Genomic DNA, 24,263 nt, shown 5'->3' with positions numbered 1-24,263 from the left:
GAATCTGATTACTCTCGCACCAGGTGCTATATTCTGGAGAGTAATGATGTCAGTAACAAGCCGCGTATTTAAAACGAAATGGTTCAGCAAACAGGCTCAGCGCCACGTAATCGCAGACAGTGAGCTTTGCCAGGCCATTGTCGCAGTACAGAAAGGTCAGGCTGACAATCTGGGTGGAGGTGTTTTTAAAAAACGCCTGCAGCAGAATCGCGAACGCGCAATCATTCTGGCGAAAGGCGGCCGAAACTGGATATATACCTTTCTGTTTGCCAAGCAGGATCAGTCCAGTCTGAGCGAAAGCGAACTTACTGGCTTTCGTGAGTTAGCTAAGCACTATTCGCTGCTCTCTAATGAATCTCTTAATCGTCTGATTGCAGTAAAAGAACTGGTGGAGATATGCCATGACCGCAACGCGAAAATTTAAAAGCCCAGCCCTGGAGGCAATTCACAGTGCAGCAACAGGCCTGTTTGAAGCCGGAGCCCTGAATAAACAGAGCATGCGGGATTTTGACCAACGCTGTCTGGAAGAGGTTAAAGCGCTGGAGGCCGGAGATATCAAAGCGCTGCGCGAAAACCTTAACGTGAGTCAGCCCGTTTTTGCCCGCTACCTCAACACCAGCGTTTCCACGGTGCAGAAATGGGAGAGCGGAGTAAAACGCCCTGGAGGCATTTCACTCAAATTGCTCCACATCGTGCAAAAACACGGGCTGGAAATATTACTTTAGCGGTGAGGCCGGGCTCACCACTTTCGCAAACTGCGCGTTGAGCGGCGCGAGATCGCCGCCGACGCCGGCGACGATGGCCTTGTGCCAGCTTTCAGGCTCCAGCGTATCCCAGTTCAGCAGATAGCCCGCGTGCAGCGCCAGCTGTTCGAAAAAGATGCGCTGTGCCCGCCCGTTACCGGCACGGAACGGATGCAGGACATAGATTTCACAGTAGTAATGCGCGATGCGTGCCACGAAGGTCTGCGGGTCGAGGTCGCACAGGCCCTCTTCCTCTTCCAGTGCGCTCATCAGCGCATTGCCCTCGTTCTCGATGTACTCGCAGTGGCAATAGGGCGTGTCGTCGCGCCAGATGTCGATGGTACGCAGTTCGCCGGCCCAGCTGTAGATATCCTGAAACAGCGTGCGGTGAATCTGGCGCAGGTGCGGCAGGCCAGGCGTGGCCGGTCCGAGCGCCAGTGTGGCCAGCCGCGCCGCGCTGAATGCCAGCTCGGCTTTACGCAATTGCGCCACGTCGTGAATTTCCAGCAGGTTTTTCAGCACGTCATCGTTGTGCCACAAATAGGGATCGCGCACCGCCAGGCTGTTATCCGCCATATTGCCTCCTCAGCGATGCCAGACGATCGTCCGCCTGGGCGCTCTCGACGGCAGGTTCATTCAGCGTATAACCGGCCAGTTTGCAGCTGGCCTGATAATTGGCCGCACGGGTTTGCTGCCACAACGTGATTTTCTGTTTTTCGGTGAGTTTGCTGCTCATAGCGCCTCCGGCAAGCAGGATGTGCCCTAAGTATAAGAGCAAATTTCAGCTTTGCCGGAGCGCGGCAGACGGCGCCACCCAGAGGTGGCGCGCAGAGGGATTACGGCAGGACTTTCGCGGAAGTGATAACAATCGGTTTTGACGGCACATTCTGGTATGGCCCGACATCTTTGGTCGGCACCTGGGCGATCTTGTCGATCACATCCATGCCTTTCACTACCTTACCAAACACCGCATAGCCGAAGTCGCGCTGGCCATGGTCAAGAAAAGCGTTGTCCGCCACGTTCAGGAAGAACTGGCTGGTGGCACTGTCTTTCTCAGCGGTACGCGCCATGGAAATGGTGCCACGCAGGTTGCGCAGGCCGTTATCCGCTTCGTTTTTGATCGGCGCGTTGGTCTGCTTCTGCTGCATATCCGCCGTGAAGCCGCCGCCCTGAATCATGAAACCCGGGATCACACGATGGAAAATGGTGTTGTTGTAGAAGCCGTTATTCACGTAATCCACAAAGTTTTTTACTGAAACCGGGGCTTTCTGATTATCCAGTTCAAGTTCGATATTGCCCGCAGAGGTGGTGAGCAGCACGTGCGTATCCCCTTTCGCCGCCAGAGCCGAAGCAGATACAGAAGAGAGCGCTAACAGGGCAACCGCCGCTGTCAAAGTACGTTTAAGCATGAAAGATTCCTTACCTTGGAGAGCAAGCTCAAAAACGAGATTGATTGTAAAGAGCATGTAATACAAGAGCCAGCGTTTTACCTATATTTACGCTGATGTTGCTATCGTCATACTTTTCCCGTCGCGCAATCATTTGCGTGACGAAAATCACACTATTAATGAAATATTTCTCGCACGTTTCACTGCTTGTTTATTACGATCACAGATCCATTTACAATTCATGACACTTTTTGCCACGTCGGCGCATCACAGGTTCAGAACATGACAAACCGTAATCGCATTGGCCTTACCTGGATCAGCTTTTTCTCCTATGCGCTCACCGGCGCACTGGTGATCGTTACCGGTATGGTGCTGGATAATATTGCCCAGTATTTCCAGCTGCCCATCTCAGAGATGAGCAACACCTTCACTTTCCTTAACGCCGGTATTCTGGCGGCGGTGTTCCTGAACGCCTGGCTGATGGTGATTGTGCCACTCAAGCGCCAGCTGATCTTTGGCTTTGTGCTGATGATCCTCGCCGTGGCCGGGCTGATGACCAGCCATAACCTCACGGTGTTCTCGCTGTGCATGTTCGTGCTCGGCGTGGTCAGCGGTATCACCATGTCGATCGGCACCTTCCTGATTACCCATCTGTACGATGGTCGCCAGCGCGGTTCCCGTCTGCTGTTTACCGACTCGTTCTTTAGCATGGCCGGCACCATCTTCCCGATTATCGCGGGCATTCTGCTGGCGCGCGCGCTGCCGTGGTACTGGGTTTACGCCTGCATTGGCGTGATCTACGTGGCGATCTTCATCCTGACGCTGATGGTCGAGTTCCCGGTACTGAAGAGCGAAGCCGCGGTGCAGGGCGGCGAAAAAGAGAAGTGGGGCATCGGCGTGCTGTTCCTGTCGATCGCGGCACTGTGCTACATCCTCGGCCAGCTCGGCTTCATCTCCTGGGTACCGGAATACGCCACCAAATCAATGGGCATGGATATCGCCGCCGCCGGTCAGCTGGTCGGTAACTTCTGGACCGCCTATATGGTCGGCATGTGGGCGTTCAGCTTCCTGCTGCGCTTCTTCGACCTGCAACGCATTCTGGTGGTGCTGGCGCTGCTGGCCACCGGCCTGATGTTCTGGTTCGTGAAAACCACCGATGCCAGCATGCTGCACTGGATCATTATGTCGCTTGGCTTCTTCTCCAGCGCCATTTACACCACCATCATCACGCTGGGCTCGCTGCAGACCAAAGCGTCATCGCCGAAGCTGGTGAACTTCATCCTCACCTGCGGCACCGTCGGCACCATGCTGACCTTCGTGGTCACCGGCCCGATCGTGGCGAAAGGCGGTGCCCACGCGGCGCTATCCACCGCGAACGCGCTGTACGCGGTGGTGTTCGTGATGTGTGTGCTGCTCGGCTTTGTCACCAAACATCGCCAGCACGCACACCAGACTGCCTGATCCCCCGAGCGGCGCGAAGCCTCGCGCCGCTATTCCCCTTCCCGCTCCCTTAACGCCGGAACGTCACCGCTTCGCTAGCACCGAGATAAATTTCACTGCTTGCCGGCTGTGTGGCCGCCACCAGCACGCCCTTGCGCAGCGAATAGCGCACCGGCACCTGACGGCGCAGCGCATCGAACCCGTTATCAGCAGGCAAAATAATCAGGCTGGCCGCGTTGCCCACCTGCACGCCATAATCCGCCAGCTGCATAGTTTTCGCACTGTTGTGCGTGATGAGTTGCAGACCGCTGTCGATCTGCTCATAGCCCATCAGCTGACAAACGTGCAGCCCCATGTGCAGCACCTGCAGCATGCTGGCGGTACCGAGCGGATACCAGGGATCGAACACATCATCATGGCCGAAGCAGACGTTGATACCCGCCTCCAGCAACTCTTTCACCCGCGTCACGCCGCGCCGTTTCGGGTAGCTGTCAAAGCGTCCCTGCAGATGAATATTCACCAGCGGATTGGCGACAAAGTTAATCTGCGACAGCTTCAGCAGGCGGAACAGCCGCGAGGTATACGCGTTATTGTACGAATGCATCGCCGTGGTGTGGCTGGCGGTGACGCGCGCGCCCATGCCCTCGCGGTGCGCCAGCGCCGCCACGGTTTCGACAAAGCGTGACTGCTCATCATCAATCTCGTCACAGTGCACGTCCACCAGCCGGTCATAGCGCTGCGCCAGCGCAAACGCCTTGTGCAGCGATTCGACGCCGTATTCGCGAGTAAATTCATAATGCGGGATCGCGCCCACCACGTCAGCACCGAGGCGCAGCGCCTCTTCCAGCAGCGCTTCGCCGTTGGGATAAGAGAGAATGCCTTCCTGCGGAAAGGCCACGATCTGGATATCGATCCACGGCGCCATCTCCGCTTTCACCTCCAGCATCGCGGTTAAGGCGGTCAGCGTGGGATCGGACACATCCACGTGGGTGCGCACGTGCTGAATGCCGTTGGCAATTTGCCACTTCAGCGTCTGCCGCGCGCGCTGCTTCACATCCTCATGGCTAAGCAGCGCCTTGCGTTCAGCCCAGCGCTCAATGCCTTCAAACAGCGTGCCGGACTGATTCCACGCCGGTTCGCCAGCGGTTTGCGTAGTGTCGAGATGAATATGCGGCTCGATAAACGGCGCGCTCGCCAGGCCACCGGCGGCATCCAGCGCATCCGGCTGGGCGGCCGCGTGCGGCGGCTGCGGAATGATGGCGCTGATGTTGCCGTGGCGAATTTCGATCTGCCATAAACCCGGTTGGCCTGCCAGGCGCAGGTTGTTTATCCACTTAAACGCTTGCTGGGTCATATCCTTCTCCGCTGAAAACGCAACATCTTAAGCTAGCACGAAAAACGGCCGCGCCGCTGGCAACTTTTCTGCCGCCATTGGGTAATTTTCAACCAAATAAAAGACTTAGATAAAAACGCGTAAAATCAGCAACATACCTCTAAATGGGTATATAAAGCCGCAGTTGATGTACGTCAATAAGCGCCAGAAACAGCGCGCTAAGGTAGGCGCAGATCCCGCAAATTTTGAGGCAAGCATGAGCAAGCACAGTGTCGTTATTATTGGCAACGGCATGGTTGGCCACCGCTTTATCGAAGAACTAATCGACAAAGCCGCCCCTGAGCAGTTCGCGATAACCGTTTTCTGTGAAGAGCCCCGCGTCGCCTATGATCGCGTCCATCTCTCCGCCTATTTTTCCCACCACACCGCCGAAGAACTCTCACTGGTGCGCGAAGGCTACTACGAAAAGCATCAGGTCAATCTGCTGCTTGGCGAGCGCGCCATTACCCTCAACCGTGAGGAAAAGCTGATTCACTCCAACACCGGTCGTGCGGTGCATTACGACACGCTAATTCTGGCCACCGGTTCTTATCCGTGGATCCCGCCGATCGCCGGCGCGGAGGGCAGCGACTGCTTTGTCTATCGCACCATCGAAGATCTCAACGCGATAGAAGCCTGCGCGCGCCGCAGCAAACGCGGTGCGGTGATTGGCGGCGGTCTGCTCGGACTGGAAGCGGCGGGCGCGCTGAAAAATCTCGGCATTGAAACGCACGTGGTTGAGTTTGCACCGGTGCTGATGGCGGAACAGCTGGATACACAGGGCGGCGAACAGCTGCGGCGTAAGATCGAACAGATGGGCGTGCAGGTCCATACCGGCAAAAATACCCGGCAGATTGTGCATCACGCTAAAGGCGGTAAAACGCTGGCGTTCGCCGATGGCAGCGCGCTCGACGTCGACTTTATCGTGTTCTCCACCGGCATTCGCCCGCAGGATAAGCTGGCGCAACAGTGCGGCCTGGCGCTCGGCCAGCGCGGTGGCGTTGCCATCAACGATCGCTGCCAGACCAGCGATGCGGCGATCTACGCGATTGGGGAATGCGCCGCCTGGCAGGATCGGATTTACGGTCTGGTGGCGCCGGGCTACAAAATGGCGCAGGTCGCCAGCGATGCGCTGGTCGGGCGTGACAGCGTCTTTGCCGGTGCCGATATGAGCGCCAAACTCAAGCTGCTGGGCGTGGACGTCGGCGGCATTGGCGATGCGCACGGCCGCACGCCGGGCGCGCGCAGTTACATCTGGCTCGATGAACAGCAGCACGTGTATAAGCGCCTGATCGTCAGCGAAGACAACAAAACTCTGCTCGGCGCGGTGCTGGTGGGCGACACCAGCGACTACGGCAATCTGCTGCAGCTGGCGCTCAATCACATCGCCTTACCGGAAAACCCGGCGCTGCTGATTCTGCCGGCGGGCAGCGGCGAAAAACCGGCGCTGGGCGTCGATTCGCTGCCGGACAGCGCGCAAATCTGCTCCTGCTTTGACGTCAGCAAAGGCGATATCGTTAACGCGGTGCAGGCGGGTTGCCACACCGTGGCGGCGCTGAAAGCCGAAACCCGCGCCGGTACCGGCTGCGGCGGCTGCATCCCGTTGATTACGCAAGTGCTGAACGCTGAGCTGAGCCGTCAGGGCATCGAAGTCAATCATCACCTGTGCGAGCATTTCGCCTATTCGCGCCAGGAGCTGTATCACCTGATCCGCGTGGAGGAGATCAAGTCGTTTGACGCGCTGCTGGCGAAGTATGGCCAGGGTTACGGCTGTGAAGTGTGTAAACCGACCGTCGGATCGCTGCTGGCCTCCTGCTGGAACGAATACATCCTCAAGCCGCAGCATACGCCGCTGCAGGACAGCAACGATCTCTATCTCGGCAACATCCAGAAAGATGGCACCTACTCGGTGATTCCGCGCACCGCCGGCGGTGAAATCACGCCGCAGGGGCTGATGACGCTGGGCGAAGTGGCGCGGCAGTACAACCTTTACACCAAAATCACCGGTTCACAGCGCATCGGCCTGTTCGGGGCGCAGCGCGATGACCTGCCGGCCATCTGGTCACAGCTGATTGCCGCCGGCTTTGAAACCGGACAGGCTTATGCCAAAGCGCTGCGCATGGCGAAAACCTGCGTCGGCAGCAGCTGGTGCCGCTATGGCGTTGGCGACAGCCTCGGCTTCGGCATTGAGCTGGAAAACCGCTACAAAGGCATCCGCACGCCGCACAAGATGAAGTTTGGCGTCTCTGGCTGTACCCGTGAATGCGCCGAAGCGCAGGGCAAAGATGTCGGCGTCATCGCCACCGAAAAAGGCTGGAACCTGTACGTGTGCGGCAACGGCGGCATGAAACCGCGCCACGCCGATCTGCTGGCGGCTGACCTCGACCGCGACACGCTGCTGCAGTATCTCGACCGCTTCATGATGTTTTACATCCGCACCGGCGACCGCCTGCAGCGCACTTCGCTGTGGCTGGAGAGCATGGACGGCGGCATCGACTATCTGCGCAGCGTGATTATCGACGATCGGCTCGGCCTTAACGCGCAGCTGGAACAGGAGCTGACGCGTCTGCGCGCTGACGTCCGCTGTGAATGGACCGCCACGGTTAACGACCCGCAGCAGCAGGCGCACTTCGCCACGTTTATTAACAGCCCGCAGCGCGACCCGCTGGTGCAGCACGTCAGTGAACGCGAGCAGCATCGCCCGGCGCGTCCGGCGGAGCGCATCGCGATTACCCTGATCGAGGAGGCTGACGCATGAGCCAGTGGTACACCGTGTGTGAACTCACACAAATCCTGCCCGCTACCGGCGTGTGCGCGCTGGTTAACGGTCAGCAGATCGCCATCTTTCGCCCGCGCGACGATGCGCAGCTGTACGCTCTGAGCAACATCGACCCGTTTGCTGAAGCCAGCGTGTTGTCGCGCGGCCTGATCGCCGAACACCAGCACACGCTGTGGGTCGCCAGCCCACTGAAAAAACAGCGTTTTCGCCTGAGTGATGGCGTTTGTCTGGAAGATGAAAGCCGCTCGGTGGCGAGCTATGCGGTGCGCGTCAGCAACGGCCAGGTCGAAGTCTGCGCCTGACAGAATTCCTTCACTTTATGAGACGTCACTATGTTTTCTGACACCCTGAACACCTGCGCCGCCAATGCGGCGCGCATTGTACGCACCGCACAGCACAGCCCGCTGGCCTTCTGGATCGGATCGGCGATGGCCGGCGCTTACGTTGGCCTGGCGATCATCCTGATCTTCACCCTCGGCAACCTGGCGGACCCGGCATATCGTCCACTGCTGATGGGCGCCACCTTCGGTATTGCCCTGACGCTGGTCATCATCGCCGGTTCCGAGCTGTTTACCGGTCATACCATGTTCCTCACCGTGGGCGTCAAAGCCGGCACCATCAGCCACGGCCAGATGTGGTGCGTGCTGCCGCAAACCTGGCTGGGTAACCTGATCGGCTCGGTGTTTGTCGCCCTGCTCTACTACTACGCCGCTGGTGCGCTGCTGCCGAACGCCGGTTCGCTGATCCACAGCGTGGCGCTGGCAAAAACCACGCAGACGGCGATGGCGCTGTTCTTTAAAGGCGCGCTGTGCAACTGGCTGGTGTGTCTGGCGATCTGGATGGCAGTGCGCAGCGAAGGGGCCGCGAAGTTCATCGCTATCTGGTGGTGCCTGCTGGCGTTTATCGCCTCCGGTTACGAGCACTCCATCGCCAACATGACGGTATTTGCGCTGTCGTGGTTTGGCCAGCACAGCGCCGACCTGACGCTGAGCGGCATCGGCCACAACCTGCTGTGGGTGACGCTCGGCAATATGTTCTCCGGCATGGTGCTGATGGGCCTCGGCTACTGGTATGCCACGCCGCAGGCGCAGCGCCAGCAGACGCAAGCCCAGGCTTCGCCGCTGAAATCGGTATAATCCCTTCCACAGCCCGCACCGTGCGGGCTTTTTTTCAGGATTCGCTATGAATTACTTTCCGCTGTTTTGTCGGCTGCAAGGCAGGCGTTGTTTACTGGTTGGCGCAGGCGACGTGGCTGAACGCAAAGCGCGTTTGCTGCTGGAGGCCGGCGCAGAGCTGTACGTCGGCGCGCGGGATTTTTCCCCGGCATTTCAGCTGTGGGCTCAACAGGGAAAAGTGACGTTACTGCACGGCGCATTTACCGATGACTGGCTGGATGCATGCTGGCTGGCGATTGCGGCCACCAACGATAATGCCGTCAATCAGCAGGTGGCTGACGCCGCCGAACAGCGCCACCTCTTCTGTAACCTGGTGGATGCGCCGCAGCAGGCCAGCGCCATTATGCCGTCGATCGTCGACCGCTCGCCGCTGATGATCGCCGTCTCTTCCGGTGGCCGCGCGCCGGTGCTGGCGCGTCTGCTGCGCGAGAAGCTGGAGGCGATGCTGCCCCAGCATCTCGGCGAACTGGCTGCGCTGGCGGGCTCACTGCGCGAGCGCGTGAAGCAGCATTTTAGCGCCATGGCGCCACGCCGCGCCTTCTGGGAGCGCTTCTTTGCCAGCGATCGGCTGGCCCAAACGCTGGCCAACGGCGATCGGGCACGCGCTGCCGCGCAGGTCGATGCCTTGTTTGCGGCGCCGCTGACGCAGCAGGGCGAAGTGGTGCTGGTCGGCGCCGGGCCGGGCGATGCCGGTCTGCTGACGCTGAAAGGGTTGCAGGCTATCCAGCAGGCTGATGTGGTGGTGTATGACCGGCTGGTGTCGGAGCCGATTCTTAATCTGGTGCGGCGCGATGCCGAACGCCTCTTCGTGGGTAAGCAGGCGGGCCATCACTGCGTGCCGCAGGAACAAATCAACCAGCTGCTGCTGGAGCAGGCGCAGCGCGGCAGGCGTGTGGTGCGCCTCAAAGGCGGCGATCCCTTTATTTTTGGCCGCGGCGGCGAAGAGCTGGAGGTGCTGGCGCAGCATAACATCCCGTTCAGCGTGGTGCCGGGCATCACCGCCGCCTCCGGCTGTGCCGCCTACAGCGGTATTCCCCTCACCCACCGCGACCATGCCCAGAGCGTGCGCTTCGTCACCGGCCATCTGCAGCAGCACGGCGAAATGGAGTGGGGCAAACTGGCGGCGGAGCAGCAGACGCTGGTGTTTTATATGGGCCTCAGCCAGGCGGCCGACATTCAGCAGCAGCTGTTACGGCACGGGATGGACGCAGCGATGCCGGTGGCTATCGTGCAGCACGGCACCACGCCGCAGCAGCGCGTCGCCTGCGCCACGCTGCAGGAGCTGGCAACGCTGGCACAGCAGTTTGCCAGTCCGGCGTTGATCATTGTGGGCCGCGTGGTCAGCCAGCGCACGCAGCTGCGCTGGTTCTGATGCGGTAAAATACTGTACAGCGCTGCGCTTTGCCGCCAGACTGAGTAGCCAAATCAATCACAAGGAGTTTCCATGCGCATTATTTCTCTGGCCGCGGCGCTGCTGATGCCGCTGAGCGTGGCGGTGAGTGCCGCCCCGGTAACGTGGTCATCGGTCACGGGCGAATGGCAGGTGGTTGCCGTGACGCCGAAAAAGGAGAACGGCCAGATTTACATCAAAAACGATCCGCAGTTTATGGGCGCGCGCGTGGCGTTTAAACCCAATGCGATCAGCTGGACGCGCGGCACTGCCGAACGCGGCATCAATCCGGCGACCGACAATTGCCAGGGAAAACCGCGCCTGAGCGCCGCCAGCGGGGCCGGACAGGATCGTGATTTCAGCTTTCGCTATGGCTTCAACGTGCACTGTGGCAATCAGGCGTGGGGACCGGCACCGGGCGCGGTACTGAGCGTGCTGGCCGACGGCAATGCGCGGCTATTCTGGGATGGCGCAGAGCTGACGCTGCATCGGGTGAAGTAAAGCCTGGGGGGCGCGTTGTGCTGCGCCCCGGCAAACCGGCTTATGGCTGCGCCACGAAGCCTACGGCGTCATACACTTTCTTCAGCGTTTCCTGGGCATGCGCACGGGCTTTCGCTGCGCCATCGCGCATTACCTGGTTGAGGAACGCTTCGTCATTGCGGAAACGATGATACCGCTCCTGCAGCTCAGTCAGCATCTCAGACACAGCATCTGCCACCGCGCCTTTCAGGTGACCATACATTTTGCCTTCGAACTCCTGCTCCAGCTGCGCAATCGACTTACCGGTCACGCCTGACAGGATATCCAGCAGGTTAGACACGCCCGCTTTCTCTTTGATGTCGTAACGCACCACTGGCGGCTCTTCTGAGTCGGTCACTGCGCGCTTAATCTTCTTCACCACCGATTTGGTGTCTTCCAGCAGACCAATCACGTTATTGCGGTTGTCATCGGATTTCGACATCTTCTTCGTCGGCTCCAGCAGTGACATCACGCGCGCGCCCGACTTCGGAATAAACGGCTCAGGAATTTTAAACACGTCGCCGTACAGCGCATTGAAGCGCGCGGCGATATCGCGGCTCAGCTCAAGGTGCTGCTTCTGATCTTCGCCGACCGGCACCTGGTTAGTCTGATACAGCAGAATATCGGCCGCCATCAGCACCGGATAATCGAACAGACCGGCGTTGATGTTCTCTTCGTAACGTGCCGATTTGTCCTTGAACTGCGTCATGCGGCTCAGTTCGCCGAAGTAGGCGTAGCAGTTCAGCACCCAGCTCAGCTGCGCGTGCTCCGGTACGTGCGACTGCACGAAGATGGTGCTTTTTTCCGGATCGATACCGCAGGCAAGGTATAGCGCCAGCGTATCCAGCGTGGCTTTGCGCAGCGCGGCCGGGTCCTGACGAACGGTGATGGCGTGCAGATCGACGATGCAGTAAATGCAGTGGAAATCATCCTGCATCTGCACCCACTGACGCAGCGCACCCATGTAGTTGCCAATGGTCAGTTCACCGGAAGGCTGGGCGCCGCTGAAAACGATGGGTTTGCTCATGTTATGTCCTGATAATCACAGCCCGAGAACGGGCAAAAGTTCGCTAAAAGTATCGAGAGTTAAATCTGGCTGGCTGGTGGCAATCGGCTCACCGTAGTTGTAGCCGAAGGTCATCGCAACGTTTGGCACGCCCGCCGCCTGGGCAGCGAGAATATCATTGCGCGAATCACCGACAAACAGCAATTGTCCTGGAAGCACGCCGAAACGGCCGAGAACGAGGAAAATCGCCGCCGGATGTGGTTTTTTCACCACTACATCGTCGCCGCCGATGATCAGAGAAAAGTAGTCGGCAATGCCGAGCGACTGCAGCAGCGGAGCAACAAACGGTGTGGGTTTGTTGGTGACGATGGCCAGCGGCAGACCGCTGGCATGCAGCGCAGCCAGCGTCTCCTGCACCTGTGGAAACAGCGTACTGCCGGCTTCCACCGTTGCGGCGTAATGTTTGTCGAACAGCGCACGCGCGTCGCGCTGCTCGTCGGCCTGCGGCTCACGGCCCAGCGCCCAGCTGAGCGCCCGCGCCATCATGATGTCCGCACCGTTGCCAATCCAGGTTGAGACGCGCTCAACGCCTGCGGGCGGCAGCTGCAAATCGGCCAGCGCCAGATCGATCGCCTGTGCCAGGCCTGGCGCGCTGTGCACCAGCGTGCCATCGAGATCGAACGCCAGCGCGCGGATATCAGTGAAATGAGCCATTAACTTTCTCCAGTTCGCTGCGCATCTCATCGATCACCTTCTTGTAATCCGGATGACCGAAGATCGCCGAGCCGGCAACAAACATATCAGCCCCGGCCGCCGCGATCTGACCGATGTTATCGATCTTCACGCCGCCATCCACTTCCAGACGGATTTGGTAACCGCTCTGGTCAATGCGACGACGCGCTTCGCGCAGTTTATCCAGCGTGCCTGGAATAAAGGACTGGCCGCCGAAGCCGGGGTTGACCGACATCAGCAGAATGATGTCGAGCTTATCCATCACGTAATCGAGATAGCTGAGCGGCGTTGCCGGATTGAACACCAGACCGGCTTTACAGCCGTGCTCTTTGATCAGCTGCAGCGTACGGTCAACGTGCTCGCTGGCTTCGGGATGGAAAGTAATGAAGCTGGCACCCGCTTTGGCGAATTCCGGGATCAGCGCATCGACAGGTTTGACCATCAGATGCACATCGATGGGCGCGGTGATGCCGTAATCGCGCAGCGCTTTCAGCACCATTGGCCCCATGGTCAGATTGGGAACATAGTGGTTGTCCATCACATCGAAATGCACCACGTCGCCACCCGCTTCCAGCGCTTTAGCGGTATCTTCGCCCAGGCGGGCAAAATCAGCGGCAAGGATTGATGGGGCCAGTAAAAATTGTTTCATCCGAATCTCCCAATTTTGTGCGCCAGCCGGAGCTGGCGTGATGCGTTGGTCGCGGACGAAACAGGCTAGCGGAAAAGCGCCAGCAGTTCGTCAACCTGAGTGCGACCACTTATGCTTCGGCTGATGGAACGCCGGGCTTTAACTACGTGTAAATCCGCATGCTGATACCACTCGCGCGTCAGCAGGGTATCGTGGTTTGAAATCAGTACCGGGATGCGGCTCTCCTGCGCCAGCTTACTGGCCAGTTCCGCCAGGTGCTGCTGCTCGCGCAGGCTAAAGCTGTTGGTGTGGTAAGCGGTAAAATTAGCCGTCGCCGACAGCGGCGCGTACGGCGGATCGCAATAAACCACTGAGCCTGCAGGGGCGTTGCCCAGAGTAACATCGTACGATTCACAGACAAAGGTGGCTTTTTGCGCGCGCTCGGCGAACCATAACAGTTCGGCTTCCGGGAAGTACGGCTTACGATAGCGACCAAAGGGCACATTAAATTCACCGCGCAGGTTGTAACGGCACAGGCCGTTGTAACCGTGGCGGTTAAGATAAAGAAACAGCACGGCGCGCTGATAGGTATCCGTGCTGGCGTTGAACGCCGTACGCTGGGCGTAATAGGTTTCCGCCGTATTGCCGCTGGCGCTGAACAGCTGGCGCGCGTCTTCAATAAACGAGGCGGTGCGCGTTTTGACGATATTGTAGAGATTGATCAGATCACCGTTGATGTCCGCCAGGTGATAACGGTCATAATCGGTGTTGAGGAATACGGAACCGGCGCCGACAAAAGGTTCGATTAAACAATCACCTTGTGGCAGATGACGACGGATATCGTCAAGCAGCGGGTATTTCCCTCCGGCCCATTTCAGGAAAGCGCGATTTTTCTTCATGCTGTCGTGGCTATTACATCTTAATTATTGGCTGTGGCGAAACCGACAGCAGATCTGCGCTTAGAACGGGGCCGCAGCAGCGCGGCCCCACATCACTTACTGGCTCTCTTTCTTCACCTGGCTGAGCGGTTTAACCCACGGGTTCGCCGCACGCACTTCCGCCGGCAGTGAAGCTACTGCACGTTTGGCTTCGGCCGGTGTGGCATAAGCGCCGCTCACCAGCACGTACCACGGCTGGCCGTTACGCGTGGTTTTATACACGTGATAACCGCTCAGATTCTGTTTCTTCGCCCAGGCGTTCAGGCTCGCTTCTTTCGACGCACCGCTCAGCTGCAGCGTGTAGTTGCCGCCCGATGGCAGCGACTTGCTGGCACCGCCACTGCTGGCCGGTGCGCTGTTGTGCGCGGTGGTGGTGTGCGTTTTGTTATCTTTCACTGCAGCCGGTTTGCTGGCAGCCGGGGTTTTGTGGCTGCTGCTGGCACCGAGGCTGCGCGGTGGCGTCTCAGCGCGTACCGCAGGCGGCGTGACCGCTTTGCCGGCGCTGCCGCTGACCGTTGCCGGTGCGGTAGGCAGCGAACTGTTGCCCTGTGCGCCCTGCGCCGCGGCATCAACGGAACCCTGCTGATTGTTCAGCGCGGTGTTGAGATCGCCCGGCAGCGTTACGCGCTGCTGGTTGGCCGGTGTGTCAACCGGTGCTGCCTGAGTCGGCGTGGAGGAGACAGACGGCATGGAGATTGACTGACCGTCACTGCCGGTAGGTGCGGCGTTACCGGCGGTATTCTGCGGCGCACTGCCCTCAGCCGACGGCGTGGCATTCTGCTGGCCGCTCATGGCGGTTGAACCTGACAGGTCGATATTCTTTTCACTGCCGCCGCCAGCCGGTGCCGCGCTACCGGTGCTGGCGCTGTTGCTGGCCGGTTTCTTCTCGTCCGGGCCGGTCAGCGCGGAGCCAATGCCCAGCACCAGAATCAGCAGCACCAGAATGCCGATGCCCATCATCATATGCTGACGGGAAACCGGTACTTTCGCTTTCGGCGCAGAAGACGATTTGCGAGGCCGCGTGGGACGGCGGTCACTGGCGTCAGGTTTTAACTCGTCTTCCGGTTTGAACTCATCCATTTAGCCTCCTCCGTAAAACGGCACGCTTCCCACGTGCCGCATCACTGCTCACTGTTCCCCCGCCGGACAGCAGCCCGACGTAGTCCGGGGATAATCAAGATACTTTGCAATCGTTAATCGCAGCCAGCACCATATCATGCGCCACGCCGCCACGCACTTCGGAGCGGCCAATAGCGAGAGGCAGCACCAGACGCAGCTCGCCGCCGAGCACTTTTTTATCGCGCATCATGTGCGGCAGATAGGCTTCTGCCGTCATGCTCGCCGGGCCGTTAACCGGCAGACCGGCACGCTGCAGCAGCGCAATAATGCGGTCAGTATCGGCCGCACTGAACTGACCCAGACGCTCAGCGGTGCGCGCGGCCATCACCATGCCCGCCGCGACCGCTTCACCGTGCAACCAGTTGCCATAACCCATATGCGCTTCAATCGCATGGCCAAAAGTATGACCGAGATTGAGCAGCGCACGCAGGCCGGTTTCACGCTCGTCGGCCGCCACCACGTCGGCTTTCAGCTCGCAGCAGCGGCGAATGCAGTAAGCCATGGCGGTGTTATCCAGCGCCAGCAGCGCATCAAGATTCTGCTCCAGCCACTGGAAAAATTCACCGTCGAGAATGATGCCGTATTTGATCACTTCCGCCAGACCGGAGGCCAGCTCGCGCGGCGGCAGCGTAGTGAGGCAGTCGGTATCCACGATCACCGAAGCCGGCTGGTAGAAAGCACCGATCATGTTTTTACCGAGGGGATGGTTCACCGCAGTCTTGCCCCCGACCGAGGAGTCAACCTGCGACAGCAAGGTGGTCGGCACCTGAATAAAGCGTACGCCGCGCTGGTAGCTGGCGGCCGCAAAACCGGTCAGATCGCCAATCACGCCACCGCCCAGTGCAATCAGCGTGGTGTCACGGCCGTGCGGCTTCTGCAGTAGCGCGGTGAAAACCTCGTCCATCACCGCCAGCGTTTTGTACTGCTCACCGTCGGGCAGAATCACCTGATCCATTTTCACCCCGGCGTTGCTCAGCAGCGTCGCGAGTTTGTCCAGATAGATCGGTGCCAGCGTCTGATTCGTCACCAGCATGGCATTGTCGCCGGCTTTCAGCGGCCAAAAAGAAGCCGGATCGTTAAACAGTCCGGCAGCGATGGTGATGGGGTAACTGCGATCCCCCAGTGAGACAGTGATCTTCTCCATGATGACCGATACCTATTGCTGAGCCCTCAGGGTGCTGGATTAATTTTTTTCCAGCATGTTGATGATCTGATTGGCGACAACTTTTGCACTTTGATCGTCAGTGCGAATGGTGACGTCAGCGATCTCTTCATAAAGCGGATTACGTTCGCCAGCCAGCGCTTCCAGTACTTCGCGCGGCGGTTCGTCAACCTGCAGCAACGGACGCTTTTTATCACGCTGAGTGCGGGCAAGTTGCTTTTCGATGGTGGTTTCGAGGTAGACGACCACACCGCGGGCGGAGAGACGATTACGGGTTTCACGGGATTTGACGGAGCCGCCACCGGTCGCCAGGACAATGCCCTGTTTCTCGGTCAGCTCGTTGATGATTTTCTCTTCACGATCGCGAAAACCGGCTTCGCCTTCCACATCAAATACCCAGCCTACATCCGCTCCGGTACGTCGCTCAATTTCCTGATCGGAATCGAAAAATTCCATATTGAGTTGCTGAGCTAACTGACGACCAATAGTGCTTTTGCCGGCACCCATCGGCCCAACCAGAAAGATATTGCGTTTCTCTGCCATTTTGTCGGTATTACTAAGAATTCGTTGATGATACCCCGCGTTCAGCACATTGCTGGCGGGACAGGAACTGAGACCTCATGAGCGTTAGCAAGAGTCAGACGGAAAATTATCTCAACACTCATGGCCGTTTGGCAACCGAATAAATTGCCCCCGGCGACCTTCAAACAGGACCGGTCTGTGGTTCGCGAGACGGTAACGCTCTTCCTTTTTTGCCATCCTTGTGCGCGCTACAGGTGCGCTGGCTGGGCCTGTCGCTCCCGACAGCTTACCTGCGTAAACTGTGGAATTGGTGCCGTTGCTGACGTCCTGTACCACCCAAAATTCGGGCATATTTCTTTCGATGCCAGTATCGCTTGTCACTGACACCCGCCGGAAGGTTATCCTGCCGCGTTCCGTTACACCGTTTTAAAATCGCTAAACCTTGTATGCTAATTCCTGCCCTGCGTCAACGCAGTTGGTCATATGGAGCGAATTTTCCGCTTTATCCGGCGGTAAGCGCTGCTTCCCTGACCAGTCGCGGCGTGATGAAGATCACCAGCTCACGTTTTTTGCGCTCGTCGGTCTGCTGACGAAACAGACTGCCGAGCAGCGGCACCTCGCCCAGCCACGGCACGCGCTTTTCGCCCTGGGTGCGCTGCTGCTGGAAAATACCGCCCAGCGCCAGCGTTTCACCGTCGCGCAGCGTCACCTGAGTGGCGATTTCCTGCTTATCGATGCTCAGCACCTGACTTTCCCCCATCGTCAGGCTGCGACCCGGCATGTTCTGGCTCAGCCGCAGCGTGAGCTGAATACGCCCGTTGCCCAATACTACTGGCGTCACCTCCATGCCCAGCACCGCCTCTTTGAACTCAATCGCCGTCGCACCGCTATTACCGGATTTCACCTCGTAGGGAATTTCGGTGCCCTGCTTAATGGTGGCGGTCTGCTGGTGTGAGGTAAACAGCCGCGGGCTGGCGATGATTTCGATCTGATTCTCCTGCTCCAGCGCGCTCAGCTCCAGGTTAAGCAGTTCGCCACTCATCGGTCCGAGCGTGATGCCGGCGCGTATCGCCGGATTGCTCACCGTCAGCGGCACCAGCAGCTGCGGATTGCGCAGCGCCCCGGTGACGACATCGCCGGGTGCGGTGCTCCAGCTGACGCCGAGCTCGCGCAGATGCTCTTCATTGATGGTGACAATGTGCGCTGACAGCTCCACCTGCTCCAGCGGCAGATCCAGCGCCTGCAGCCAGCGCTCGGTGTCGCGCAGCGCCTGCGCGCTGTCCCGCAGTAACAGGCTGTTGGTACGACTATCCACCGTCACGCTGCCGCGCGGCGTCATCAGCGAGCGTTCCGCCTGCAGGCTGCGGTAGACATCGCTGGCGCTGGCGTAGTGCAGCGTGACGGTGCGCTGCTCAAGCGGCGCCTGCAGCTGCTTCTCTTCACGCTCCGCCTGTGCCTGCTGTGCCTGTCGCTGCTGCCAGCTCTCCGGATAGACCAGCAGCACACTCTCCTCCTGGATCACCGTGAGTTTCGCCAGCCGCGTGACCAGCGCCAGTGCGCGCTCCCAGCCGACGTTATCGAGTCGCAGCGACAGCCGCCCCTCGACGCCCGGCGCGATCAGCAGGTTGGTTTGCTGATAGTCAGCCAGCGCCTGCAGAATGCGCTCGACCGGCGCATCATCAAATACCAGGCTCAGGGGCTGATCAGCGGCGTGCAGCGGATTGCTCAGCGCCAGCCACAGCAGCAGCATCATCCTTTTCATAAAATCCTCCTTTTATTACCCATGTGATGTGCTGCGGCGGACAGCTTTGCGTGGCGCTCAGTACCAGCGTATGTGCACTGAGCTGGGTCACCTGCCACGGTGCCACCGGAAAAGCAGCCGGTGCACTCAGCCGCTGACGTTTGCCCTGCGGTGAAACCAGCCAGGCCACAAAGTGCGGCGCGCGACCAATGATGCCCTGTAAGCGCCAGCCCTGCGGCACGGCAGCGGGGACCTGACACTGGCTGGCAGCCAGCGGCTGGAACGGATCGCGCGCCAGCGCCCAGCTGCTGCACAGCAGTAACACCAGTGCGCTACTCCGCATCGTCACTCTCCAGCCAGAACTCGCTGTGTAACACGCCCTGATCCGCCTGCAGCTGAAAACGCTGTGGCACCGCTAACGCCGTCGCAGCCAGCCCGCTGAACAGCGGCAGAAATTGCGGCCAGCTCAGGCGCAGCGCCAGCTGCTGTGGCTGGCTGTCCGGATGCCATGCCTCGAGCAGATTGCCGCGCGCCGCCACCAGTTGCTCTAACGATACGGACGCCGCCGTTGCCGCTGGCTGCAGCGTTGCGATCTCCGCCTGAAGCTGTCCGATGGCCGGTCGCGCGTCCAGCTGCTGCTGACGTTGCTGGTGCTGCTGCGCCAGTTGTGACAGCTGCTGTTGCAGCGTGCTGAATTGCTGCTGTTGCGGACGCAGCAGCAGTAGCCACGCCAGCCCGAGTAGCAGCAGCGCCAGCAGTTGCAGGCTGGCTATTCGCCACGTCAGTGCCAGCTGCAGCCAGCGCTGGATGAGTTCATTCATCGGTCGCCTCCTGCAGCCGGGCGCGCAGCGCGAAGCGGTAATCCCCCTGCGCCTGACGCTGTACGCTGCCCTGCTTCACCGCCGCAAATAGCGGTTGCGTCTGCAGTTGATGGCGGAACGCGCTGACATCAGCCAGGCTTTGCGCCAGACCGTCCAGCACCAGTTGCCCCTGACGCCGCTCCACGCGACTCAGCCACAGCGTCTCCGGCATCAGTGCGGGCAGTTGCTGCCAGAACTGCTGCCAGCGTTGATGCTGCTGCAGCCGCTGTTGCTGCGCCTGCTGCCTGCGTAACAGATCATCCCGCTGCGCCATCAGCGTTTGCTGTTGCGCCAGCCGCTGCTGTATCTGCTGGAGCTGCATGGTCATATCGGTGTGCTGCCGGGCTGCCTGCTGGAGCCGCTGTTCAGCGCGCCACCACAGCAGCAGCGTGAGTAACAGCGTTACCAGCAGCACGGCAACCAGCAGCGCCACACTGTGCTGGCGGCGTAGCAGCAACTGCTGTGCCCGCCACGGGAGCAAATTGACCGCCAGCATCAGTAATCCTCCGGACGCAGCGCCAGGCCTAGCGCAATCGCCAGCGCGCCCGCCTCTGCCGGTAGCGGCGGTTGCAGATAATGCAGCAGCGCCAGCGGCTTGCAGCGCTGTACTTCCGCCTCCGGCAACGCCTGCGGTGAGGTGCAGAACACCGCTTGTGCCTGGGGAAAGGTGTCACGCAGATGGGCGAGCGTCAGGGGTTCGGTCGCCGCGCCGCAGGCGCTATTTTCGCCGGCCAGCGTCCACAGCCAGTGGTCGCCGAGCGGATGGATCAGCAGCTGATGCGGGCGCAGCGGAACGCGCATGGCGATCTGCGTCAGCGCCAGACTGCTCAGCTCAAACACGTCGGGGCGCAGTCCGGCCTGCTGCAGCGGCGCCAGCCACTGGGCGATGACGTCACGGCGCGCGGCGGTGACGTGCAGCTGGCTGCCGCTGCCGCCCAGCCGGTAATCCAGCGACAGCGAGGCGGCTTCGACCGGGAACAGGCGTGATGAGGACGCGTTAACGTAGCGGCTGAGCGCCGGCTCGCGCAGTGAGGTTTGCGGCAACGGCAGCGTACGCTGCAGCACCAGCTGTGGCGGCAGGCCAACGCGCAGCGAGTAGCGCCTGGGTAAATGACGCTGCCAGCGCACCAACATCTCCTGTAACACTGGCGAGGTTTGCAACACGCCGTTGCGTAACGTATCGTGCGGCAGCGGCTGCTGCCACCAGTGTCGCAGCTGCCATCCGTGACGGCGTCGTTCAATGCCAAGGGCGCAGAGTTGCCCGTTCTGGATGTCCAGTCCAATTTGCCAGCGCTGAAAAGCCATGCGCGCGATCTCCTTATCGTTACAGGAAAAAGGATGATTACCCGCATTGCATGAAGAATGACGGGTATATCAAAGCGTCAGGCTTGCCTTTATACTACCGCGCGATTGTTTATAAACTGCCCAAACGCCAACAGATGGGAATTCTCAGGTGAAGTTCGTAAAGTATTTATTGATCCTTGCAGTGTGTTGCATTTTGCTGGGAGCCGGCACGGTTTATGGTTTGTACAAATACATAGAGCCGCAGCTGCCTGATGTGAACACATTGAAAGATGTGCGCCTGCAAACCCCGATGCAGGTTTACAGCGCGGATGGCGAGCTGATCGCCCAGTATGGTGAAAAGCGCCGTATCCCGCTTACCCTGCAACAGATGCCGCCTGAGCTAATCAAAGCGTTTATCGCCACCGAAGACAGCCGCTTTTATGAGCATCACGGCGTCGATCCGGTGGGGATTTTCCGCGCCGCCAGCATCGCGCTGGTCTCCGGCCACGCCTCGCAGGGCGCCAGTACCATTACGCAGCAGCTGGCGCGTAACTTCTTCCTCAGCCCTGAACGCACGCTGATGCGTAAAATCAAGGAAGCCTTCCTGGCGATTCGCATCGAGCAGTTGCTGAGTAAGGATGAAATCCTTGAGCTGTATCTGAATAAAATCTATCTCGGCTATCGCGCTTACGGCGTCGGTGCGGCGGCGCAGGTTTACTTCGGTAAACCGGTCGATCAGCTGTCGCTGAGTGAGATGGCGATGATCGCCGGCCTGCCGAAAGCGCCGTCAACCTTTAACCCGCTCTATTCACACGCCCGTGCGCTGGCGCGCCGTAATGTGGTGCTGGCTCGCATGCTGGATCAGAACTACATCACGCAGCAGCAGTATAACGACGCGCGCAACACGCCGCTGACCGCCAGCTATCACGGCCCGGAAATTGCCTTCTCTGCACCGTATCTCACCGAGTTAGTGCGTCAGGAGATGGTGAAACGCTACGGCGACAGTGCCTATGACGATGGCTACAAGGTGTATACCACCGTGACCCGCCATCTGCAGGAAGCCGCACAGCAGGCGGTGCGTAACAACGTGATGGCGTACGATATGCGTCACGGCTATCGCGGTCCGACCAACGTGCTGTGGAAAGTGGGTGAAGCCAGCTGGGATCACACCCGCATCGTCAATACGCTGAAAAATCTGCCGGTCTACGGTCCGCTGAATGCCGCCGTGGTCACCAGCGCCAGCGCCGACGAAGCCACCGCCATGCTGAAAGATGGCAGCAGCGTTTCGCTGACTTTAGCCGGCGTGCGCTGGGCGCGTCCGTATAAATCCGACACCCTGCAGGGCCCGACGCCGCGCAGCGTCACTCAGGTGCTGCAGGCTGGCCAGCAGATTTGGGTACGCAAAGTCGGTGACGCGTGGTGGCTGGGACAGGTACCGCTGGTGAATTCGGCGCTGGTGTCGCTTAATCCGGAAGACGGTGCGGTACGCGCGCTGGTGGGCGGTTTTGACTTCAACCAGAGCATGTTCAACCGCGCCACCCAGGCGCTGCGTCAGGTCGGCTCGAACATCAAGCCGTTCCTGTATACCGCCGCCATGGACCGCGGCCTGACGCTGGCCTCCATCCTCAACGACGTGCCGATTTCACGCTGGGATGCCGGTGCCGGCGCAGACTGGCGACCAAAGAACTCGCCGCCGACCTATGCGGGTCCGATTCGTTTACGCCAGGGGCTGGGTGAGTCGAAAAACGTGGTGATGGTGCGCGCGATGCGTGCTATGGGCGTTGATTACGCCGCTGAGTATCTGCAGCGCTTTGGCTTCCCGGCGCAGAACATTATCCATACTGAGTCGCTGGCACTGGGCGCCGCATCCTTCACGCCAATGCAGGTGGCTCGCGGCTATGCGGTGATGGCCAACGGCGGCTTCCTGGTCGATCCTTACTTCATCGCGAAGATCGAGAACGAACAGGGCGGCGTGATTTTCCAGGCGCAGCCGAAGATCGCCTGCCCGCAGTGCAATCTGCCGGTGATCTATGGCGACACCAAAAAGTCGGTGGCGCTGAATGAAGAGAGCGTGGAAAACGTTGCCACCTCGAATCAGCAGCAGAATCAGACCGTGCCGCAGCCCGAGCTGGAGCAGGTACCGGCGCAGCCGCAGCCGGCCGGCGATCAGCAGTATGCGCCGCACGTGATCAACACGCCGCTGGCGTTCCTGATTAAGAGCGCGCTGAACTCCAACATCTTCGGTGAACCGGGCTGGATGGGAACCGGCTGGCGTGCCGGTCGCGATCTGAAGCGTAACGATATCGGCGGCAAAACCGGTACCACCAACAGTTCCAAAGATGCCTGGTTCTCCGGTTATGGTCCGGGCGTGGTGACGTCGGTGTGGATTGGCTTTGATGATTCGCGCGCGCTGGGTCGCACCACGGTATCGGGTGCGATTCCGGATCAGATCTCCGGCTACGAAGGCGGCGCGAAGAGTGCGCAGCCGGCATGGGATGATTACATGAAAGTGGCGCTGGATGGTGTGCCGGTGCAGCCGCTGACACCGCCGGACGGCGTGGTGACGGTGACCATTGACCGCAGCACCGGCAAGCTGGCCAACGGTGGCGGCAACACCCGTCAGGAGTACTTCATCAACGGCACCCAGCCGACCGAATATTCGGTGCATGATGTGGGCACCACTATTATGGACAACGGTGAAAGCCACGAACTGTTTTGATCAAAAAAGCCGGGGGAAATCCCCGGCTTTTTGTTTTTACCCCGTGCGACTTTCCGCGCCTTTTATTGCGCCGCCAGGTGTCCTCAATAACTCAACCGCCCCTGCTTCACCAGCCACTCACGCACCATGAACAGCGCGCTGACGTTACGCGCCTCGCGAAAATCCGGCTCTTCCAGCAGCGCCAGCAGATTGCTGAGCGGCCAGCGGCGTACAATCAGCGGCTCCGGCTCATCCCCTTCCAGCTTCTCTTCGTACAACCCTTCAGCTACCACGATATTCATCTTGCTGGAGAAATAGGACGGCGCCATGGTGAGTTTGCCCAGCGCGTCCAGCTGGTGCGCGCCAAAGCCCACTTCTTCTTTCAGCTCACGGTTGGCGGCTTCAAAAACGCTTTCACCAGGATCGATTAAACCTTTCGGGAAGCCCAGCTCATAGGTTTCCAGTCCGACGGCGTACTCCTGGATCAGGATCACGTCATCGCCAATGATCGGCACAATCATCACCGCTTCACGATCGGAGGGCTTCATGCGCTCATAGACGCGACGCGCACCGTTGCTGAAGGCGAGATCAACCGCTTCGATGGTAAACAGGCGGGAGCGGGCCACCGCTTCCACGTTGAGGATGTCAGGTTTTTTCAGGGGAGTGGTCATATCAGCCTCAAACTTAGCACAGCCTTGTGAAACGCGATGACGTCAGCATACCGAAGCCCGCAGCATTGTGCGACACGCAGCGCGGTTCAATCATGG

The 24,263-nt window shown here is 59.6% G+C and carries 26 protein-coding genes; 9 read left to right on the top strand and 17 right to left on the bottom strand.

The window, feature by feature from the left end; translation table 11 throughout:
• Positions 1-43: 43 nt before the first annotated feature.
• Positions 44-424 carry a type II toxin-antitoxin system RelE/ParE family toxin gene (locus tag C1Y43_RS21155; protein ID WP_233209873.1) on the top strand — a complete coding sequence of 127 codons (381 nt, stop codon included), beginning with the start codon at positions 44-46 and terminating at the stop codon, positions 422-424.
• Complete coding sequence (locus tag C1Y43_RS21150; protein ID WP_104189611.1) at positions 402-725, top strand: DNA-binding transcriptional regulator; 324 nt, start codon at positions 402-404, stop codon at positions 723-725. The genes C1Y43_RS21155 and C1Y43_RS21150 overlap by 23 nt, the downstream gene beginning before the upstream one ends.
• Here C1Y43_RS21150 and C1Y43_RS21145 read toward each other — a convergent pair.
• The 3 genes from C1Y43_RS21145 to ppiA all read right to left on the bottom strand — a co-directional run bounded on the left by C1Y43_RS21145 (position 717) and on the right by ppiA (position 2,152).
• Positions 717-1,319 (bottom strand): putative adenosine monophosphate-protein transferase Fic, encoded by a 603-nt coding sequence (locus tag C1Y43_RS21145; RefSeq protein ID WP_104189609.1) that lies wholly within the window; start codon positions 1,317-1,319, stop codon positions 717-719. The two genes, C1Y43_RS21150 and C1Y43_RS21145, sit on opposite strands and share 9 nt — an antisense overlap.
• On the bottom strand, positions 1,309-1,479 hold the full coding sequence (locus C1Y43_RS21140; RefSeq protein ID WP_021507436.1) for a YhfG family protein: 171 nt from the start codon (positions 1,477-1,479) through the stop codon (positions 1,309-1,311). Before C1Y43_RS21140 ends, C1Y43_RS21145 begins: the two co-directional genes overlap by 11 nt.
• A 100-nt stretch (positions 1,480-1,579) precedes the next feature.
• Entirely contained in the window at positions 1,580-2,152 is a 573-nt protein-coding gene (gene ppiA / locus C1Y43_RS21135) for a peptidylprolyl isomerase A (RefSeq protein WP_021507435.1), read from the bottom strand.
• Between the two features lie 261 nt (positions 2,153-2,413).
• On the opposite strand from ppiA, the gene tsgA reads away from it, so the two are divergent.
• Positions 2,414-3,592: an MFS transporter TsgA gene (gene tsgA, locus C1Y43_RS21130; RefSeq protein WP_021507434.1), complete on the top strand. Its 1,179-nt coding sequence runs from the start codon at positions 2,414-2,416 to the stop codon at positions 3,590-3,592.
• 49 nt (positions 3,593-3,641) lie between these two features.
• Here tsgA and C1Y43_RS21125 read toward each other — a convergent pair whose 3' ends face one another.
• Positions 3,642-4,925 carry a cytosine deaminase gene (locus C1Y43_RS21125; protein WP_021507433.1) on the bottom strand — a complete coding sequence of 428 codons (1,284 nt, stop codon included), beginning with the start codon at positions 4,923-4,925 and terminating at the stop codon, positions 3,642-3,644.
• Positions 4,926-5,160: 235 nt separating this feature from the next.
• Here C1Y43_RS21125 and nirB point away from each other — a divergent pair, with 235 nt between their 5' ends.
• The 5 genes from nirB (at position 5,161) to C1Y43_RS21100 (ending at position 10,788) form a co-directional block, all read left to right on the top strand.
• On the top strand, positions 5,161-7,701 hold the full coding sequence (gene nirB / locus C1Y43_RS21120; protein WP_104189639.1) for a nitrite reductase large subunit NirB: 2,541 nt from the start codon (positions 5,161-5,163) through the stop codon (positions 7,699-7,701).
• The gene (nirD, locus tag C1Y43_RS21115) at positions 7,698-8,024 is read left to right on the top strand and encodes a nitrite reductase small subunit NirD (protein WP_021507431.1); all 327 of its coding nucleotides are present in this window, start codon (positions 7,698-7,700) and stop codon (positions 8,022-8,024) included. Before nirB ends, nirD begins: the two co-directional genes overlap by 4 nt.
• 30 nt (positions 8,025-8,054) lie before the next feature.
• Positions 8,055-8,858 (top strand): nitrite transporter NirC, encoded by an 804-nt coding sequence (gene nirC / locus C1Y43_RS21110; RefSeq protein ID WP_104189607.1) that lies wholly within the window; start codon positions 8,055-8,057, stop codon positions 8,856-8,858.
• Between the two features lie 46 nt (positions 8,859-8,904).
• Complete coding sequence (gene cysG, locus C1Y43_RS21105) at positions 8,905-10,269, top strand: siroheme synthase CysG (protein WP_104189605.1); 1,365 nt, start codon at positions 8,905-8,907, stop codon at positions 10,267-10,269.
• 72 nt (positions 10,270-10,341) lie between these two features.
• Positions 10,342-10,788: a hypothetical protein gene (locus C1Y43_RS21100; RefSeq protein ID WP_058780174.1), complete on the top strand. Its 447-nt coding sequence runs from the start codon at positions 10,342-10,344 to the stop codon at positions 10,786-10,788.
• A 40-nt stretch (positions 10,789-10,828) separates the two neighbouring features.
• Here the strand turns inward: C1Y43_RS21100 and trpS are convergent, their stop codons facing one another.
• The 12 genes from trpS to pilM form a co-directional block, all read right to left on the bottom strand.
• Positions 10,829-11,833 carry a tryptophan--tRNA ligase gene (gene trpS, locus C1Y43_RS21095; RefSeq protein ID WP_058770971.1) on the bottom strand — a complete coding sequence of 335 codons (1,005 nt, stop codon included), beginning with the start codon at positions 11,831-11,833 and terminating at the stop codon, positions 10,829-10,831.
• A gap of 15 nt (positions 11,834-11,848) precedes the next feature.
• Positions 11,849-12,526: a phosphoglycolate phosphatase gene (locus C1Y43_RS21090; RefSeq protein WP_021507426.1), complete on the bottom strand. Its 678-nt coding sequence runs from the start codon at positions 12,524-12,526 to the stop codon at positions 11,849-11,851.
• On the bottom strand, positions 12,510-13,193 hold the full coding sequence (gene rpe, locus C1Y43_RS21085) for a ribulose-phosphate 3-epimerase (protein ID WP_021507425.1): 684 nt from the start codon (positions 13,191-13,193) through the stop codon (positions 12,510-12,512). The genes C1Y43_RS21090 and rpe overlap by 17 nt, the downstream gene beginning before the upstream one ends.
• A gap of 65 nt (positions 13,194-13,258) precedes the next feature.
• Positions 13,259-14,071, bottom strand: a complete 813-nt coding sequence (gene dam / locus C1Y43_RS21080; RefSeq protein WP_021507424.1) for an adenine-specific DNA-methyltransferase — start codon at positions 14,069-14,071, stop codon at positions 13,259-13,261.
• A gap of 96 nt (positions 14,072-14,167) precedes the next feature.
• On the bottom strand, positions 14,168-15,190 hold the full coding sequence (locus C1Y43_RS21075) for an SPOR domain-containing protein (protein ID WP_104189603.1): 1,023 nt from the start codon (positions 15,188-15,190) through the stop codon (positions 14,168-14,170).
• Between the two features lie 94 nt (positions 15,191-15,284).
• Positions 15,285-16,373 carry a 3-dehydroquinate synthase gene (aroB, locus tag C1Y43_RS21070; RefSeq protein ID WP_104189601.1) on the bottom strand — a complete coding sequence of 363 codons (1,089 nt, stop codon included), beginning with the start codon at positions 16,371-16,373 and terminating at the stop codon, positions 15,285-15,287.
• Between the two features lie 39 nt (positions 16,374-16,412).
• Positions 16,413-16,934 (bottom strand): shikimate kinase AroK, encoded by a 522-nt coding sequence (gene aroK, locus C1Y43_RS21065; RefSeq protein WP_010617392.1) that lies wholly within the window; start codon positions 16,932-16,934, stop codon positions 16,413-16,415.
• A 481-nt stretch (positions 16,935-17,415) separates the two neighbouring features.
• Positions 17,416-18,675: a DNA uptake porin HofQ gene (hofQ, locus tag C1Y43_RS21060; RefSeq protein WP_104189600.1), complete on the bottom strand. Its 1,260-nt coding sequence runs from the start codon at positions 18,673-18,675 to the stop codon at positions 17,416-17,418.
• Positions 18,617-18,997 carry a HofP DNA utilization family protein gene (locus tag C1Y43_RS21055; protein ID WP_088517932.1) on the bottom strand — a complete coding sequence of 127 codons (381 nt, stop codon included), beginning with the start codon at positions 18,995-18,997 and terminating at the stop codon, positions 18,617-18,619. Before C1Y43_RS21055 ends, hofQ begins: the two co-directional genes overlap by 59 nt.
• Positions 18,987-19,475, bottom strand: a complete 489-nt coding sequence (locus tag C1Y43_RS21050) for a flagellar hook-basal body complex protein FliE (protein WP_166718452.1) — start codon at positions 19,473-19,475, stop codon at positions 18,987-18,989. Before C1Y43_RS21050 ends, C1Y43_RS21055 begins: the two co-directional genes overlap by 11 nt.
• The gene (locus C1Y43_RS21045) at positions 19,468-20,010 is read right to left on the bottom strand and encodes a PilN domain-containing protein (RefSeq protein WP_104189598.1); all 543 of its coding nucleotides are present in this window, start codon (positions 20,008-20,010) and stop codon (positions 19,468-19,470) included. Before C1Y43_RS21045 ends, C1Y43_RS21050 begins: the two co-directional genes overlap by 8 nt.
• Positions 20,010-20,819: a pilus assembly protein PilM gene (gene pilM, locus C1Y43_RS21040; RefSeq protein WP_104189596.1), complete on the bottom strand. Its 810-nt coding sequence runs from the start codon at positions 20,817-20,819 to the stop codon at positions 20,010-20,012. Before pilM ends, C1Y43_RS21045 begins: the two co-directional genes overlap by 1 nt.
• 148 nt (positions 20,820-20,967) lie before the next feature.
• Between pilM and mrcA the strand changes: the two genes are divergently transcribed.
• Positions 20,968-23,517: a peptidoglycan glycosyltransferase/peptidoglycan DD-transpeptidase MrcA gene (mrcA, locus tag C1Y43_RS21035; RefSeq protein ID WP_031279687.1), complete on the top strand. Its 2,550-nt coding sequence runs from the start codon at positions 20,968-20,970 to the stop codon at positions 23,515-23,517.
• 83 nt (positions 23,518-23,600) lie between these two features.
• On the opposite strand, the gene nudE is transcribed toward mrcA, so the two are convergent.
• Entirely contained in the window at positions 23,601-24,167 is a 567-nt protein-coding gene (gene nudE, locus C1Y43_RS21030) for an ADP compounds hydrolase NudE (protein ID WP_058774993.1), read from the bottom strand.
• Positions 24,168-24,263: the final 96 nt, after the last annotated feature.

This window comes from Pantoea sp. ICBG 828 (assembly GCF_002928355.1).
GTDB classification, from domain to species: Bacteria; Pseudomonadota; Gammaproteobacteria; order Enterobacterales; family Enterobacteriaceae; genus Pantoea; species Pantoea dispersa.
This window is presented reverse-complemented; position numbering and strand designations above follow the sequence as displayed.

Coding starts and splice junctions, on each gene's coding strand:
- C1Y43_RS21155 (WP_233209873.1), top strand. CDS start 44: ATGATGTCAGTAACAAGCCGCGTATTTAAAACGAAATGGTTCAGCAAA.
- C1Y43_RS21150 (WP_104189611.1), top strand. CDS start 402: ATGACCGCAACGCGAAAATTTAAAAGCCCAGCCCTGGAGGCAATTCAC.
- C1Y43_RS21145 (WP_104189609.1), bottom strand. CDS start 1,319: ATGGCGGATAACAGCCTGGCGGTGCGCGATCCCTATTTGTGGCACAAC.
- C1Y43_RS21140 (WP_021507436.1), bottom strand. CDS start 1,479: ATGAGCAGCAAACTCACCGAAAAACAGAAAATCACGTTGTGGCAGCAA.
- ppiA (WP_021507435.1), bottom strand. CDS start 2,152: ATGCTTAAACGTACTTTGACAGCGGCGGTTGCCCTGTTAGCGCTCTCT.
- tsgA (WP_021507434.1), top strand. CDS start 2,414: ATGACAAACCGTAATCGCATTGGCCTTACCTGGATCAGCTTTTTCTCC.
- C1Y43_RS21125 (WP_021507433.1), bottom strand. CDS start 4,925: ATGACCCAGCAAGCGTTTAAGTGGATAAACAACCTGCGCCTGGCAGGC.
- nirB (WP_104189639.1), top strand. CDS start 5,161: ATGAGCAAGCACAGTGTCGTTATTATTGGCAACGGCATGGTTGGCCAC.
- nirD (WP_021507431.1), top strand. CDS start 7,698: ATGAGCCAGTGGTACACCGTGTGTGAACTCACACAAATCCTGCCCGCT.
- nirC (WP_104189607.1), top strand. CDS start 8,055: ATGTTTTCTGACACCCTGAACACCTGCGCCGCCAATGCGGCGCGCATT.
- cysG (WP_104189605.1), top strand. CDS start 8,905: ATGAATTACTTTCCGCTGTTTTGTCGGCTGCAAGGCAGGCGTTGTTTA.
- C1Y43_RS21100 (WP_058780174.1), top strand. CDS start 10,342: ATGCGCATTATTTCTCTGGCCGCGGCGCTGCTGATGCCGCTGAGCGTG.
- trpS (WP_058770971.1), bottom strand. CDS start 11,833: ATGAGCAAACCCATCGTTTTCAGCGGCGCCCAGCCTTCCGGTGAACTG.
- C1Y43_RS21090 (WP_021507426.1), bottom strand. CDS start 12,526: ATGGCTCATTTCACTGATATCCGCGCGCTGGCGTTCGATCTCGATGGC.
- rpe (WP_021507425.1), bottom strand. CDS start 13,193: ATGAAACAATTTTTACTGGCCCCATCAATCCTTGCCGCTGATTTTGCC.
- dam (WP_021507424.1), bottom strand. CDS start 14,071: ATGAAGAAAAATCGCGCTTTCCTGAAATGGGCCGGAGGGAAATACCCG.
- C1Y43_RS21075 (WP_104189603.1), bottom strand. CDS start 15,190: ATGGATGAGTTCAAACCGGAAGACGAGTTAAAACCTGACGCCAGTGAC.
- aroB (WP_104189601.1), bottom strand. CDS start 16,373: ATGGAGAAGATCACTGTCTCACTGGGGGATCGCAGTTACCCCATCACC.
- aroK (WP_010617392.1), bottom strand. CDS start 16,934: ATGGCAGAGAAACGCAATATCTTTCTGGTTGGGCCGATGGGTGCCGGC.
- hofQ (WP_104189600.1), bottom strand. CDS start 18,675: ATGAAAAGGATGATGCTGCTGCTGTGGCTGGCGCTGAGCAATCCGCTG.
- C1Y43_RS21055 (WP_088517932.1), bottom strand. CDS start 18,997: ATGCGGAGTAGCGCACTGGTGTTACTGCTGTGCAGCAGCTGGGCGCTG.
- C1Y43_RS21050 (WP_166718452.1), bottom strand. CDS start 19,475: ATGAATGAACTCATCCAGCGCTGGCTGCAGCTGGCACTGACGTGGCGA.
- C1Y43_RS21045 (WP_104189598.1), bottom strand. CDS start 20,010: ATGCTGGCGGTCAATTTGCTCCCGTGGCGGGCACAGCAGTTGCTGCTA.
- pilM (WP_104189596.1), bottom strand. CDS start 20,819: ATGGCTTTTCAGCGCTGGCAAATTGGACTGGACATCCAGAACGGGCAA.
- nudE (WP_058774993.1), bottom strand. CDS start 24,167: ATGACCACTCCCCTGAAAAAACCTGACATCCTCAACGTGGAAGCGGTG.